General features: G+C 68.4%; 10 protein-coding genes and 1 pseudogene. 6 read left to right on the plus strand and 5 right to left on the minus strand.

The genetic code is table 11. The features are described from left to right. Positions 1–135: 135 nt before the first annotated feature. The gene (locus ACFVM3_RS28045; RefSeq protein WP_378442970.1) at positions 136–3,858 is read right to left on the minus strand and encodes a multifunctional oxoglutarate decarboxylase/oxoglutarate dehydrogenase thiamine pyrophosphate-binding subunit/dihydrolipoyllysine-residue succinyltransferase subunit; all 3,723 of its coding nucleotides are present in this window, start codon (positions 3,856–3,858) and stop codon (positions 136–138) included. A 361-nt stretch (positions 3,859–4,219) separates the two neighbouring features. On the opposite strand from ACFVM3_RS28045, the gene ACFVM3_RS28050 reads away from it, so the two are divergent. Beyond that, a complete protein-coding gene (locus tag ACFVM3_RS28050) occupies positions 4,220–4,486 on the plus strand; it encodes a hypothetical protein (protein WP_378442971.1) in 267 nt (88 codons plus the stop codon). Here ACFVM3_RS28050 and ACFVM3_RS28055 read toward each other — a convergent pair. After that, positions 4,483–5,052: pseudogene (locus ACFVM3_RS28055) on the minus strand (DUF4291 domain-containing protein). The gene ACFVM3_RS28050 and the pseudogene ACFVM3_RS28055 sit on opposite strands and share 4 nt — an antisense overlap. Positions 5,053–5,126: 74 nt before the next feature. Between ACFVM3_RS28055 and ACFVM3_RS28060 the strand changes: the two are divergent. After that, on the plus strand, positions 5,127–5,438 hold the full coding sequence (locus ACFVM3_RS28060; RefSeq protein ID WP_378442972.1) for a hypothetical protein: 312 nt from the start codon (positions 5,127–5,129) through the stop codon (positions 5,436–5,438). Between the two features lie 358 nt (positions 5,439–5,796). Here the strand turns inward: ACFVM3_RS28060 and ACFVM3_RS28065 are convergent, their stop codons facing one another. From ACFVM3_RS28065 to ACFVM3_RS28075, 3 genes are all read right to left on the minus strand, one after another. Beyond that, the gene (locus tag ACFVM3_RS28065) at positions 5,797–9,519 is read right to left on the minus strand and encodes an ABC transporter ATP-binding protein (RefSeq protein WP_378442973.1); all 3,723 of its coding nucleotides are present in this window, start codon (positions 9,517–9,519) and stop codon (positions 5,797–5,799) included. A 125-nt stretch (positions 9,520–9,644) separates the two neighbouring features. Further along, positions 9,645–10,529, minus strand: coding sequence for an ABC transporter permease subunit (locus tag ACFVM3_RS28070; protein WP_005150670.1), 885 nt, complete (start codon positions 10,527–10,529; stop codon positions 9,645–9,647). Next, positions 10,529–11,689: an ABC transporter ATP-binding protein gene (locus tag ACFVM3_RS28075; protein WP_378442974.1), complete on the minus strand. Its 1,161-nt coding sequence runs from the start codon at positions 11,687–11,689 to the stop codon at positions 10,529–10,531. Before ACFVM3_RS28075 ends, ACFVM3_RS28070 begins: the two co-directional genes overlap by 1 nt. A gap of 588 nt (positions 11,690–12,277) precedes the next feature. On the opposite strand from ACFVM3_RS28075, the gene ACFVM3_RS28080 reads away from it, so the two are divergent. From ACFVM3_RS28080 to ACFVM3_RS28095, 4 genes are read left to right on the plus strand one after another with little or no spacing between them, the layout of a single operon-like run. After that, a complete protein-coding gene (locus ACFVM3_RS28080) occupies positions 12,278–12,571 on the plus strand; it encodes a YbaB/EbfC family nucleoid-associated protein (RefSeq protein ID WP_378442975.1) in 294 nt (97 codons plus the stop codon). Further along, entirely contained in the window at positions 12,568–12,840 is a 273-nt protein-coding gene (locus ACFVM3_RS28085) for a hypothetical protein (RefSeq protein ID WP_378442976.1), read from the plus strand. Before ACFVM3_RS28080 ends, ACFVM3_RS28085 begins: the two co-directional genes overlap by 4 nt. Beyond that, positions 12,840–13,172, plus strand: coding sequence for a hypothetical protein (locus ACFVM3_RS28090; RefSeq protein ID WP_378442977.1), 333 nt, complete (start codon positions 12,840–12,842; stop codon positions 13,170–13,172). The genes ACFVM3_RS28085 and ACFVM3_RS28090 overlap by 1 nt, the downstream gene beginning before the upstream one ends. Further along, positions 13,165–13,950, plus strand: a complete 786-nt coding sequence (locus ACFVM3_RS28095; protein WP_378442978.1) for a hypothetical protein — start codon at positions 13,165–13,167, stop codon at positions 13,948–13,950. The genes ACFVM3_RS28090 and ACFVM3_RS28095 overlap by 8 nt, the downstream gene beginning before the upstream one ends. Positions 13,951–13,981: the final 31 nt, after the last annotated feature.

Below are 13,981 nucleotides of genomic sequence, written 5' to 3' on the forward strand. Positions count from 1 at the left end.
CCCACTACACGAACGGGACCCGCCGGTTTCGACACCCGGATGCCGTGAAAGCCTCCTTCACCGCATCCAACGCGACGAAAGGGCCCTTCACCGCGTTGGATGCGGTGAAGGGCCCTTTCGGCTCACGTCAGGCGATCAGTCGAAGGCCCGCGCGATCAGCGCCTTCTGCTCGACCTCGTGCACCTTGGACGAACCGGCCGACGGTGCCGCCATCGGACGACGCGACACGACGTCCAGGCTGGAGAACACCTCCGGGAGCTTCCGCGGCAGGTTCAGGCCGAAGAACGGCCACGCACCCTGGTTCTCCGGCTCCTCCTGGACCCAGACCGCGGGAGCGCCGTTGTAGCGCTCGAGCGCCGCCAGCAGCTTCTTCTTCGGCAGCGGGTAGTACTGCTCGACCCGCACGATCGCGATGTCGTTCGCCTCGCGCTTCGTGCGCTCGGCCACCAGCTCCCAGTACAGCTTGCCCGAGGTCAGCAGGACCTTGCGCACCTTCGACGGGTCGACATCGGCGTCGTCGATGACCGACATGAACTTCGACTGGCCGGTGAAGTCCTCGACCGCAGAGGTCGCCGCCTTGTTGCGCAGCATCGACTTGGGGGTGAAGACCACCAGCGGCCGGTTGACTCCGTCGAGGGCGTGACGGCGGAGCAGGTGGAAGTAGTTCGCCGGGGTCGACGGGACCGCGACGGTCATCGAGCCCTCCGCGCACAGCGAGAGGAAGCGCTCGATACGGCCGGAGGTGTGGTCCGGGCCCTGGCCTTCGTGGCCGTGCGGCAGCAGCAGCACGACGTCGGAGAGCTGGCCCCACTTGGCCTCACCGGAGGAGATGTACTCGTCGATGACGGTCTGCGCGCCGTTGACGAAGTCACCGAACTGCGCTTCCCACATGACCAGCGCTTCGGAGTTGGCCACGGAGTAGCCGTATTCGAAGCCGACCGCCGCGTACTCGGACAGCGCCGAGTCGTAGATCATCACGCGGCCCTGGCCCTCGGCCAGGTTCTGCAGCGGCGAGTACTCCTGACCGGTCTTGCGGTCGATCAGCACCGAGTGGCGCTGGGTGAAGGTGCCGCGGCGGGAGTCCTGGCCGGACAGCCGCACCAGGCGGCCCTCCATCGCCAGCGAACCGAAGGCGAGCAGCTCACCGAACGCCCAGTCGATGCCGCCTTCGCGGGACATCTTGTGACGGCGCTCCATGACCGGCTTGACCCGCGGGTGCGGGGTGAAGCCCTCTGGCACGTTGAGGAAGGCGTCGCCGATGTGCTCGATGACCTCGGTGGTGGTCGCCGTGGGCACCTTCGCCGGGACCTGCTGCTCCTCCTCGACGGAGGGGCTGGCCTTCGCCGGGTGCTTCTCCAGCTCGCGGACCTCGTTGAACACGTGCTCCAGCTGGCTGGAGAAGTCGCGCAACGCGGCTTCTGCCTCTTCGACGGAGATGTCGCCGCGGCCGATCAGCGATTCGGTGTAGGTCTTCCGGACCGAACGCTTCGTGTCGATGATGTCGTACATCGCCGGCTGCGTCATCGAGGGGTCGTCGCCCTCGTTGTGGCCGCGGCGGCGGTAGCAGATCAGGTCGATCACGACGTCCTTGTGGAACGCCTGGCGGTAGTCGACGGCCAGCTTGGCCACCCAGTGCGCGGCCTCGGGGTCGTCGCCGTTCACGTGGAAGATCGGGGAGCCGATCATCTTCGCGACGTCGGTGGCGTACTGGCTCGACCGCGAGTGCTCGGGGGCGGTGGTGAAGCCGACCTGGTTGTTGACGATGACGTGCACGGTGCCGCCGGTACGGTAGCCGCGCAGCAGCGCCAGGTTCAGGGTCTCGGCCACGACACCCTGGCCCGCGAAGGCCGCGTCGCCGTGCATCAGGACCGGGAGGACGGTGAAGCCCTCGCCACCCTTGTCGAGGATGTCCTGCTTCGCGCGGACGATGCCCTCGAGGACCGGGTCGACGGTCTCCAGATGCGACGGGTTCGCGGTCAGCGACACCTTGGTCTCGCCGTCGCCGAACATGCGGAAGTACTTGCCCTCGGCACCGAGGTGGTACTTCACGTCACCGGAACCGTGCGCCTGGCCGGGGTCGAGGTTGCCCTCGAACTCCTGGAAGATCTGCGCGATCGGCTTGCCGACGATGTTCGCGAGCACGTTCAGGCGGCCGCGGTGCGGCATACCGATGACGACCTCGTCGAGTTCGTGCTCGGCGGCCTTGTCCAGCAGCGTGTCGAGCAGCGGGATCGCCGTCTCGCCGCCTTCGAGGGAGAACCGCTTCTGTCCGACGTACTTGGTCTGCAGGAAGGTCTCGAACGCCTCGGCGGCGTTGAGCTTCGAGAGCACGTACTTCTGGACGGCGGGGTCCGGCTTCTCGTGCGGGATCTCGACGCGGTCCTGGATCCAGCGACGCTCCTCGGGGTCGAGGATGTGCGTGTACTCGATGCCGACGGTGCGGCAGTACGAGTTGCGCAGCACGCCGAGGATGTCACGCAGCTTCATCCGCTCCTGGCCGGCGAAACCGCCGACCGGGAACTCGCGGTCCAGGTCCCACAGGGTCAGGCCGTGGGAGAGGACGTCGAGGTCGGCGTGGCTGCGCTGCCGGTAGTTCAGCGGGTCGGTGTCGGCCATCAGGTGACCGCGCATGCGGAAGGCGTCGATCAGCTCGATCACGCGCGCGGTCTTGTCGACCGGGCCGTCCGGGATGTCGGCGACCCAGCGGATCGGCTCGTAGGGCAGGCGCAGGCTGGTGAAGACGTCGTCGTAGAAGCCGTCCTCGCCGAGCAGCAGCTCGTGGATGCGCTTGAGGAACTCGCCCGACTCCGCGCCCTGGATGATGCGGTGGTCGTAGGTCGAGGTCAGCGTCATGATCTTGGAGACGCCGAGGTCGACCAGTGCCTTCTCGCTGGTGCCCTCGAAATGCGCCGGGTACTGCATGGCGCCGACGCCGATGATCGCGCCCTGGCCGGCCTGGAGCCGCGGCACCGAGTGGTTCGTGCCGATGCCGCCGGGGTTGGTCAGCGAGATCGTGGTGCCGGCGAAGTCGTCGGCGGTCAGCTTGCCGTTGCGGGCCTTCTTGACGATCTCCTCGTAGGCCTGCCAGAACTGCATGAAGGTCATGTTCTCGGTGGCCTTGATGGAGGCCACGACGAGCGTGCGGGCGCCTTCCTTGCCCTTCATGTCGATCGCGAGACCGAAGTTCACGTGCTCCGGCGTGACCGCGAACGGCTTCCCGTCGATCAGCTGGTAGTGCCGGTTCATGTTCGGGAAGTTCTTCAGCGCGCGGACCATCGCGTACCCGATGAGGTGCGTGAAGGAGATCTTGCCGCCGCGAGTGCGCTTGAGGTGGTTGTTGATGACGATGCGGTTGTCGGCCATCAGCTTCGCGGGGACCGCGCGCACACTCGTGGCCGTCGGCACGGACAGCGAGGCGTCCATGTTCTTCGCGATCGCCGCCGCGGCGCCGCGGAGCTGCTTCGACTCCGGCTCGGCGTCCTTCTCGACGGGGGCCTTCTCGGCCGCCTTGGGGGCGGCCTTCGGGGCGGTCTTGGGGGCCGCCGCCTTCGCCTCGGTCTTCGGGGCCGTCTTCGGCGCAGCCTTCGCCGGGGCGGTCTGCTTCGCGGCGGACTCGGCGTTGCGGACCGTCTGCGGCGTCGGCGTGGCGGCCTGGCCGTTGGTGTCCGGGCTTCCCTCCGCCGTGGTCTGACGTGCGTCGTCAGCCTTCGCCTGCGCGTCCTGCGTTGGCTTGAAGTCCGCGAAGAAGTCGTGCCAGGCGGCATCGACTGAGCTGGGGTCGGCAAGGAACTGGTCGTACATTTCCTCGACGACCCACTCGTTGGGGCCGAATTGTGACGCAGGGCTGCTGCTGGACACGGCTTGGACTCGCCTCTATCCGTCTCGAGATCTTGAACACCGCTGATGCGCCTACCAGGCTAACCCCCTCGGTCGCGGCCGTGTGATGGAACTGGCCTGTGTGAGGCGTGGCGCACTAGGTGATGGGTCACTGTCTCGATCAAGAGACCGAAAATATGCCCGCTCAGCCTCCTGCGGGGGAGCGGGGGACCTTTGCTGTCGCCTTCACCGTCCGTGCAGGTCAGGTCACTGTCCCGTCGGTAAAGGTTGGCTGGGTCGTCGTGCCCGGACAGCCTGGAGTTCACGTCGGGGGGTTTCGCTGGGTGGAGGATGCGGCCGGTGTCGTGCCGGCCGCCGATCGCCCGCGAGGTGGTGGCAGCCGATGTGGCTCGACGAGTGCCCGTCGTTCTGGGACGAGGGGCGGGTGCGCCCGCTGGTCACCGAGTCCGGCACGGTCGTGCTGATGTGCGACTCGTGCTCGGCGGTCTGGCCGACGCTCGACGACTTCAAGGAGATGGAGCACGTCGAGCCCGACGAGCCGGACTGGACGGTGACGGCCGGGGTGCACGTCCGGCCGGGGACCGTCCGCTGGGCTTCGGCACAGGACCTCGAGGTCGCCGGGATGAGCGGCCTCAAGTGGCGGCCTTAGCCGGGGTACGGACGCTCCGCGGGTAGCAGCGCTTCGGCGTCTTCGATGCGGTTCGCCGCGACCAGGGCGCCGACCTCGCGCATGACCGGGGTGACGTCGGTGACCGCCGTGATCCATTTGTCGACATAGCGATCGACGGCTTCGTCGCTCAGGCCCATCTGGAGCGAACGGTGCTTCAGGGCGCCGAGCCGGATGCTGCGTTCCGGATCTCATTGGATACGGACCGGGCTGGCCTTGACCTCGTCCTGCCACGTCTTCCGGTCGGCGTGGACGTCGGGGTCGTAGTGGCTGAGCGCGGCGTGCTCGAGTGCCCACGCGAAACCCTCTCGGGTGATGTCGAGGGCGAGTACGCGCTCTTGACCGGGCTTCGCGGCCCAGCCGCAGCGGTACGCCATCCAGAGGAAGGACGGCTTGATCCAGGTCATGCGTTCGCGTTTGAACGGCGGCACGAAGGTACCCGCCTTCAGCGCGGCGTCGGCGATGGCCGGCGAGTACGCCTGATAGACGCGGATGGTGGTCTCGGTGTGCACGGCGCGGATCTGCCGCGCCGGGATCTCTTCGTTCATTTGCCGTGATGGTGGCAGGTGTGGGGGTTGGTGCGCGACCGAAATTCCCTTGCCTGGCTCGCCATGCTGGCTTCATGGCATTGCTGCGCAAGGGTTCGCGACGGATCGTGGTCGACGACGCCGCTTATCGGTGGATCGTCCGGCGGAAGCCCACCTACGCACAGGACGGCGGATATTTCCTTTCGTACGGGGTGGAATTGGAGGACGCGCGGGGTGCCGTGCTGGTGGTCCAGACGGATCACGCGCATCCGTTGAACTACATGGGGGTGCCGTCGAAGGCCGTGCTTCCTTCGGATGTCGAAAGGGCCATTCGGCTGGCGTTGGCTCGTGGGTGGGAGCCGTCGGCTCCGGGGCCGCAATTCCAGCTGGATCTGTCTGCCGTGTGAGGCCCGCATTTGGAGGACGCCGTTGTGGCCGGTGCGGTTGAGCGGGAATTCGGTGTTGCGAAAGCCACTTTCGCAACACCGTCCGCCGGGGCCGCGTTGCTGGGTGAGCGGTGGGGGAGGCGCGACCGACTCGGTACAGGTGTTCTTTGCCCGCCGGGAGTACATGAAGGCCCCCTTCCTTGCGCCTAGGTACAGGAAGGGGGCCTTCATGTACTGGGAAGGTGTGAGGGTCGAGTTTCTTCGGCTGAGCCGAGGGAAGGGGCCTTCGCGGACTTGGGCCTGACAATCAACCCACGGCCGGAATCCATGTAGGTATCTAAGGCACCCTTGGCGCTAGCCGTCCGTACCGCTCACGAGGTCAGCCGAGGGACCAAAGGCGGGCGTAGTGGCCGTCCGCCGCGAGCAGTTCCGCGTGCGTGCCCTGTTCGATGATCCGGCCGTGGTCCAGCACCACGATCCGGTCCGCCTTAGCGGCGGTCGCGAGGCGGTGCGCGACCACGAAGGTCGTGCGGCGGCGCGCGAGCTGTTCCGTCGCGCGCAGGACGGCGGCTTCGGTGGACGGGTCGAGGGCCGCGGTCGCCTCGTCGAGCAGGAGGACGTCCGGGTCCACGAGTTCGGCGCGGGCGAGGGCGACGAGTTGCCGTTGCCCGGCCGAAAGAGACCGTCCGCGTTCCCCGACGGGCTGATGGAAACCGGCGGGGAGCGCGGCGACACCGTCGAGCGCGCCGACCGACCGCACCGCTTCCTCGACCTCCGCGTCCGTCGCGGAAGGCCTGCCGTAGCGCACATTGTCCGCGACGGTCCCCGAGAACAGATGCGCTTCTTGCGGTACCACGCCCATTCGCGTGCGCAGTGCGCCCAAGTCGTACTCGCGGATGTCGGTCCCGTCGATCCGGACCACGCCGCCCGTCGCGTCGTAGAACCGCGCGACGAGCTTCACCGCCGTCGACTTCCCGGCGCCCGTCGCGCCGACCAAGGCGACGGTCTCCCCGGGCGCGACCTCCAGCGTCAGTTGCTTCAGGGCGGGCTCGTCCGTTGCGGTGTAAGCGAAATCGACGTCCTTGAAGGACACCTCGCCGCGTAGCCGCTCCGGGACCGGCACCGGATTCTCCGCCGCCGGAACGGAAGTCGGCGTGCGCAGCAGGTCACCGATGCGCGTCAGGCCGACCCGCGCCTGCTGGTAGCCGTCGAACACCGAGGACAGCTGCTGGATCGGCGAGAAGAACTGGCCCAGGTACAACAGGAACGCCACCAGGACACCGGCCGACAGCGTGCCCGCCGCGACCCGGTTCGCGCCGACGATCAGCACGACCACTTCGGCCAAGCCGGAAAGCATTGCCGCGAAAGGGAAGTACGTCGCGACATAGCGTTGGGCGCGCAGCCGCGAACGCCGGTACTCGTCGCTGCGGGAAGCGAACTTCTCCGCCGTCCGCTCCTCGCGCGTGTACGCCTGCGCGACCCGCAGCCCGTTCACGTTCTCCTGCATGTCCGCGTTGACGACGCTGACCCGTTCCCGGGCTTCGGTGTACGCCTTGGACGACGCCCGGCGGAAGATCACCGTCGCCACGATGAGGATCGGCAGCACGGCGAGCGCGTACGCGGCCAGCCCGATGTCGGTGATCATCAGCGCCGCCGCGATCCCGACCAGGGTCAGCGCGCTCACCACGGCCTGCGCGACACCGGTCTGCAGGAACGTCGAGAGCGCGTCGACGTCGGTCGTCATCCGGGTCATGATCTTCCCGGAGAGTTCGCGTTCGTAGAAGTCGAGCCCGAGCCGTTGCAGATGGGCGTAACTGCGGACGCGCAGCGAATACAGCACCGTCTCGCCGACCCGCGCGGTCATCCTGGTCTGGAGGTAGACCACCAGCCAGTCCGTGAGGATCACCAAAGCACCGATCCCCGCGGCGAGCCAGATCACCGCCTCCGCTCCGGCGCGCACCCCGCCGTCGATGCCGTACTGGTACAGGGCGGGCATCGCGATGGTGGCCAGCGCGTCCGCCGCGACCAGCCCGATCACCACGGCGAGCGGGCCGCGCACCGGTTTCAGCAGGCGGCCGAGGCGGAACTTCGGTTCGGGCGCGGTGACATCGGTACCCGGCAGGCGCGGGACGTCCGTGGCGGGCGGCAGTTTCCGGACGCCTTCGACGAGTTCGGGAGTCGGCGGCAGGTCGACGTCCCATTCGCCGCCGGTGCCCTTCCGCTCGCCCGGCAGCTCGTCGGCCTCGTCCTGCTCCGGCCACAGTGCCGGGGTGATTCCCGCGGGGCCGCAGTCCAGGCCTTCGCAGCGATGTGGTTCCTCGACGTCGTCACCCGGTCCGGCGACGAGTTCGCGAAACAGCGGGCAGCGCGCGAGCAGCTCCTCTTCGGTGCCGACGTCGACGACGCGGCCCTTGTCGAGCACGGCGATCCGGTCGGCGAGGGCGAGGGTGGAGCGGCGGTGCGCGATGAGCAGGGTCGTCCGGCCGGCGGTGACCGAGCGCAGCGTGTCGTGGATCGCCGCCTCGGTGACCGTGTCGATGGCGGAGGTCGCGTCGTCGAGGACCAGCACACGCGGATCGGTCATCAGCGCCCTGGCGAGGCCGAGCCGCTGCCGCTGGCCACCTGACAGCGTGAGGCCGCGCTCGCCGACGAGCGTGTCGTAGCCGTCGGGCAGGCGCTGGATGAACTCGTCCGCCTCCGCCGCCCGCGCGGCCGCGCGGATCTCCTCGTCGCTCGCGTCCGGCCTGCCGTAGGCGATGTTGTCCCGCACCGACGAGGAGAAGAGGAACGCCTCCTCGAAGACCACGCCGATGACGCTGCGCAGGTCGCGCTGCCGGACGTCGCGGACGTCGAGGTCGCCGACCTGGACCGAGCCGTTGTGCACGTCGTAGAACCGCGGGAGCAGCAACGAGATCGTCGACTTGCCGGAACCGGCCGTGCCGACCAGCGCGAGCGTCTCGCCAGGCCGGGCCTCCAGGGTGAGCCCGTCGAGCACAGGATCCGACCGCGTGTAGCCGAAGGAGACGTCCTCCAGCCGGACGCCGAGCGGGCCTTCGGGCAGCGATTGCGCGTCCGGGCTGTCGACGACGTCCGGCTGCGCGTCGATCAGTTCGTTGACCCGTTCCGCGCCCGCCCTGGTCAGCTGGGCCTGCACGACGAGACTGGAGATCATCCGTGCCGGTCCGATCAGGATGGACAGATAGGTCGCGAACGCCAGGAAGGTGCCGAGGCTGACCTCACCCTTCAGTGCGAGGATGCCGCCGACCGCCAGTACCGCGACCTGGCCGGCCGCGGGCAGCGCGGCCGTCGTGGCCGTCGGCAACGACGAGAGCCGTGCCGCGCGCATGCGTTCCGCGAAGAGCTTCTTCGCCGTCTTCTCCAGCTTCGCGACTTCGCGTGCTTCCTGGCCGAAGCCCTTCACGACGCGTACGCCCGTGACGGTCTCCTCGACCTGCTGCGCGACGTCGGCCGCGCGCTGCTGGGCCGCCCACGTCGCCGGGAAGAGCCGCTTCCGGCTCACCGCCATGATGATCGCGATCGCGGGGGCGACCACCATCGCGATCAGCGTCAGCGTCGGCGACATCCACAGCATCGCGCCGAGCGACAGCAGCGCGAAGATCACCGAACCCGCCGACAGCGGCACCTGCATCAGGACCGAGGTGACCAGCTGCAGGTCCGAGATCGCGCGGGAGGCGACCTGGCCGGTGCGCAGCGCGTCCTGCTTGCCGCCGTCGAGCCGGGAGACCGCGTTGAACACCTGGCGGCGCAGGTCGTGCTGGACGTCGAGGGCCAGCCGTCCGCCGACGTACCGGCGGGCGAAGGCGTTGCCGAAGGTCAGCACCTGCAGCACCGCCATCACCGCGGCGAGCAGGCCGAGCCGGGAGGTTTCGCCCGCGACGGCGTCGTCCAGCGCCTCGCGGATCAGCAGCGGACCGGCGGCTTGCAGCCCGACGCCGATGATGGCCGCGCCCAGCGAGAGCACGACGAGCCAGGGATGTTTCCAGCACGAAGCGGCCAGGCGGCGGATCCAGCCTCCGGTGGGCGCGGGGGCGGTCTCGCGAGCCGGACTGGCTTGACGCGGACGAGGTGGAGCAGTGGTCACCCCGCAAGCCTATGCGGCCCCACCGACAGGACCGGCCGGTTCGCGCAGGGCCGAACGCCATGAAAGGTCCTTTCCTTGCAAAATTTGCAAGGAAAGGACCTTTCATGGCGCTTGTGGCCGGTGACCTACGTGATGTCCTTCTTCTGGTTCACGGCCCAGCCGGCCAGGAAGAAGATCATCGTCCAGCCGAAGAAGATCAGCGCCGAGGCCCACCACGAGAACGCGCCGGGCGCACCGGCCGCGTACTGCAGCGCCCACGCCGTCTCGTCCTGCAAGCCGGGCACCTTCACACCGGCGGCGCCGAACGCCTCGGCGCCGATGGCGCCCACGATGCCGTTGACCGTGCCGTTCGGCAGGACGCCGCCCAGCCAGGTGATGTCGGCGGCGCCGAACATGACGAACACCAGGACGTTCTCGACCACCAGCATCCAGATGGTCAGCGTGATGATGCTGCCGACCACGCTGCGCCACACCGCGCCGACCCCGATGCCGAACAGGGTCGCCAGGATCGTCGCGAGGACACCCGCGCCGAGCACGCCCAGCCACTGGCCCGCCGTCGGCAGGCGCTGGCTGTCGACGGTGATCACGGTGCCGAGGCTCGCCGCGCCCACGATGATCACGCCGTAGATCGCGCCCCAGGCGATGTAGGTGATCATCTTCGCGCTCAACGCCGAAACCCGGTTCGGGGCGGTGAGGAACGTCGTGGTGATCGTCTTCTTCGTGTACTCGCCGGCGAGGGCGAAGACGCCGAAGATGATCGGGATCATCGTGCCGATGTTGATCCCGTGCCCGAGGGCGAGCAGGCCGACGGGCAGTTCGCCGGTCGAGATGCCGAGCGCCTCGGTCAGTTCACGGGTGTCGGAGCGGCCGAGGAAGTCGCTGAAGTCGTTGGTGACCATGCCCCAGAACAGGGCGAACGCGAAAGCGAAGACCACCGCGGGGATCATCAGCGCCCACCACGCCTTGAGCGTGAGCGTCTTGCGGAACTCCGCCTTGATCAGGTTGCCCATCAGCCCTGGCCTCCCCAGCCCTCGTTCTGGCCCTGCTGCTGCGCCTGCGGCTGAGGCGGCGCCTGCTGGTACTGCGGTTGCTGCGGCTGGCCCTGCTGGAACTGCTGCTGCGGCGGCGCGAAACCGGGCGGCGGCGTGTTCTGCGGCGCGTAGCCGGGAGGCGGCCCCTGATAACCGGGCGGCGGGCCCTGGTAACCCGGAGGCGGACCCTGGTAGCCCGGCGGCGGGCCCTGCTGGAAACCGGGCGGCGGCGCGGCGTACTGACCCTGGGTCAGCTGGAAGAACATCCGCTCCAGATCCGCCGTCTCCTCCTGCATGCCGTAGACCGCGATACTCGCCTTGGCGGAGATGTCACCGATCTGCTGCACCGTCGCACCCGACACCGCGACACGACCGTCCGGCATCGGCGAGACCTGCGTGATCCCCGCCTCCTGCAACGCGGCGACGAGCCCGTTCGCGTCGGCGGACTGCACCAGCACCCGGGACTGGTTGCTCTTGCGCAACTGGTCCAGCGAGCCGTTGTAGCGCGTCATGCCCTGGCTGATGATCACGACCTGGTCGATCGTCTGCTCCACCTCGTTCAGCAGGTGGCTCGAGACCAGCACCGTGCGCCCCTCACGCGCGTACGCGCGCAGGAAGTTCCGCAGCCACAGGATGCCCTCGGGGTCGAGACCGTTCGTCGGCTCGTCCAGCACCAGCACCTGCGGGTTCCCCAGCAACGCCGTCGCCAGCGCCAGCCGCTGCCGCATACCGAGCGAGAACCCGCCCGCCTTGCGGTCCGCCGCCGACGAAAGGCCGACCAACCCCAGGACCTCGTCGACCCGCTGATCCGGCATCCCGATAGCCGCCGAGTACACGCGCAGGTGATTGCGCGCCGTACGCCCAGGGTGGAAACCCTCGTTCTCCAGCACCGAACCGACGACCCGTGCCGGATTCCCCAGCTGATCGTGCGGGCGCCCGTTGATGGTCGCCGTGCCGTTCGTGGGCGTCACCAGCCCGAGCAGCATCCGGAGCGTCGTGGTCTTCCCGGCCCCGTTGGGCCCCAGGAAGCCGGTCACCGAACCGGGCTCCACCGTGAAGCTCAGATTCTGGACCGCGTTGACCGCACCGAACTGCTTGCTCAGGTTCTGCACCGCGATGCGGCCACTGCCGTCGTGCATACCGTCCCCTTTTGTTGACGAAGGCCGATCACGCGACATCCTGCCTCACGGGGTGAGTCCGTACCCGAGGAAGGGGTCAATCCGCCGAAAGCGACCTTCGTCACGTTCGGCACGGTGACGACTCCGCCTCCCGGCGCACCCGTCGCTGGGCCGAATGGCCGCTGACTACCGGATATGCGCCGTCGAGCATGGAAAATCACCGACCATGAAGGGGGTCGGTGAACAAATAATTCGGACGACATGGCAACCCCATGCAGCGCGACGGCGACTTATTACCTACGATGAAGGAGGCGGCCCGCTCCCAGTGACCCCCAGGCTGGTCGAGCGGGCCGCCCTCAGCCCCTTTGCCCCACCTTGGTCGTTGCTTGCGCACCTTCCCGGAGGTGGGGCTTCGTCGTATCACCCGGGGGCCGAGCCCCCGGACCGCCGCGGTGCGGTCGGCGCCGGTTGGTGAGGTGGTCGGCCTACGGCGCAGAGCGCCGTGGCCAGGTGAGCGAGATCGGTCAGGTTTGCGAGGGTCGGGGGAAAGGTTCGGGAAAGGTACGGGCGCCATCCTGTCGTCGTTCAGTGACGAGGGGAGAGCGACCGGTGGACACCGATCCGGTACGGAAGATCAGAGAGTTCCTCGCGAGGAACAAGGCCGCGTTCGCGCGGGCGGCGGGGGAGCTGGAGGGACGGCACTACACCGCTTCGGCACGTGGGGGACTCGTGCGGGCGGAGGTGGATCACCGGGCGCGGCTCGTCGGGATCCACATCGACCGGGCCGCCGTGGCCCGCAGCCGCGGCGGCGAACTCGGCGCGTACATCGTCGAGGCGGTCGGTCAGGCGCGTGACGAGGCCCGCGCCGAATACCGCCGGCTGATCCAGGCGGGCGTCCGATGAACGGCCTGCTGCGGCTTCACGACCTCGATGACGAGGAAGACGACAGGCGGCCGGTTTCCCGGCGAGAAGAGCATTTCGCCGTCGCGGACATCGACGCCGGTCTCGGCAGGGTCCACGTCGACGAGGCCGGTGACCTGGTCGCCGTCGACCTCGACGAGCGTGCGCTGCGTGCGATGAACCCGGCCGCGCTCGGCGGTCACCTTCTCGCGGCGATCGAGCGGGCCGAACAGGCCGCCAGGACCCGGCGAATCGAACGGAGGAAGCTCTGATGCCAGAGGGAACCGGCTACGAGGTCGTCCCGGAGTCGCTCGCGGAGATGGCGATGGAGTTCCGGGTCGCGGCCGACTCGTGGACCACGCTCAAGGACACGATCGGTGGACTGACGATGCAACCGGGTGACCTCGGTCTGCTCGCCACCAACGTGGGATACATCGAGGCTTACAACGCGGCGTGCACGCTAGTGGTCGAGAAACTCGGCGAGGCGGTCAAAAGCTTCGACGACACCGAGTCCGCGCTGATCACCGTCGCCAACACGTACGCCGCGCAAGACGCCGAGTACTACGAGCAGTTCGGCTACCTGGGGAGCGACGACGATGACTGAACCGGCGCCGTACCCGGAAGGTGACGCGGCGACCGTGCTGGACGCCGCGGAGGTTTTGGACTACTTCGTCGTTCCCGCCGGCTCCGTCTCCGCCGGGGTGAAGGTGATCCTCGACGAAATCCGCAATATCCTCGGCGATCCCGCGATCCCCGCGGCGCGCGCCACTCAATGGGGCGAAGCACAGAAGACACCGAGCACGGTGGCGGACGGCCTGAACACGAAACTGGGTTCGCTGGACTCGTATTGGCAGGGAGGCGCGTTCGACGCGTTCAAGGTCCACACCGATCGGATCGTCGAGGAGTGCGATCTGACGGCCGCGAAACTGGGGGAAGTGGGCACCCTGCTCGCCGGAGCGATCGCCTTCGTGCACCAGACCTGGGGGATGGCCATCGGGTTCATCTCGACGGCGGCCGCTCGCTGCGCCACTCTTCTTCTCGACCCGACGGAGGCGATCGGCGCGATCAACGACCTGGCCTCCAGTTATGCCGATCTCATCGAGAGCGCCCTCGTGACGATGGGCGAGTTCGCGGCCAACGTGAAGGCCATCGAGATCTCCGCGCTCAGCTTCCCGGCGCCGGGAACGTTGCCGTCCCAGGTGAGCGACCCCGACAAATGGGTCCTCGAACCGGCACCCGAACACCCGCCGGAGGACAAGAAGCTGACCGGCGAAGCCGGGATGGGCGAGTCGCAAGGCGGGGTCGTCGCCCCCGAAGAACCGGGCATGGCCGAGGACGAACCGGCGGACGAACCCGCCGGACTCGAGGAAACCCCCGCCTGAACCGGCCGCCTCGGCGCGTGAACCCTCACGC

Origin of the sequence: Amycolatopsis sp. NPDC057786, assembly GCF_042797905.1 — a bacterium.
Classification (GTDB): Bacteria; Actinomycetota; Actinomycetes; order Mycobacteriales; family Pseudonocardiaceae; genus Amycolatopsis.

Bases quoted from the DNA above. Each gene is read 5' to 3' on its own strand.
- ACFVM3_RS28050 (WP_378442971.1), top strand. From the start codon at position 4,220: ATGTGGCTCGACGAGTGCCCGTCGTTCTGGGACGAGGGGCGGGTGCGC.
- ACFVM3_RS28095 (WP_378442978.1), top strand. From the start codon at position 13,165: ATGACTGAACCGGCGCCGTACCCGGAAGGTGACGCGGCGACCGTGCTG.
- ACFVM3_RS28070 (WP_005150670.1), bottom strand. From the start codon at position 10,529: ATGGGCAACCTGATCAAGGCGGAGTTCCGCAAGACGCTCACGCTCAAG.
- ACFVM3_RS28085 (WP_378442976.1), top strand. From the start codon at position 12,568: ATGAACGGCCTGCTGCGGCTTCACGACCTCGATGACGAGGAAGACGAC.
- ACFVM3_RS28060 (WP_378442972.1), top strand. From the start codon at position 5,127: ATGGCATTGCTGCGCAAGGGTTCGCGACGGATCGTGGTCGACGACGCC.
- ACFVM3_RS28090 (WP_378442977.1), top strand. From the start codon at position 12,840: ATGCCAGAGGGAACCGGCTACGAGGTCGTCCCGGAGTCGCTCGCGGAG.
- ACFVM3_RS28075 (WP_378442974.1), bottom strand. From the start codon at position 11,689: ATGCACGACGGCAGTGGCCGCATCGCGGTGCAGAACCTGAGCAAGCAG.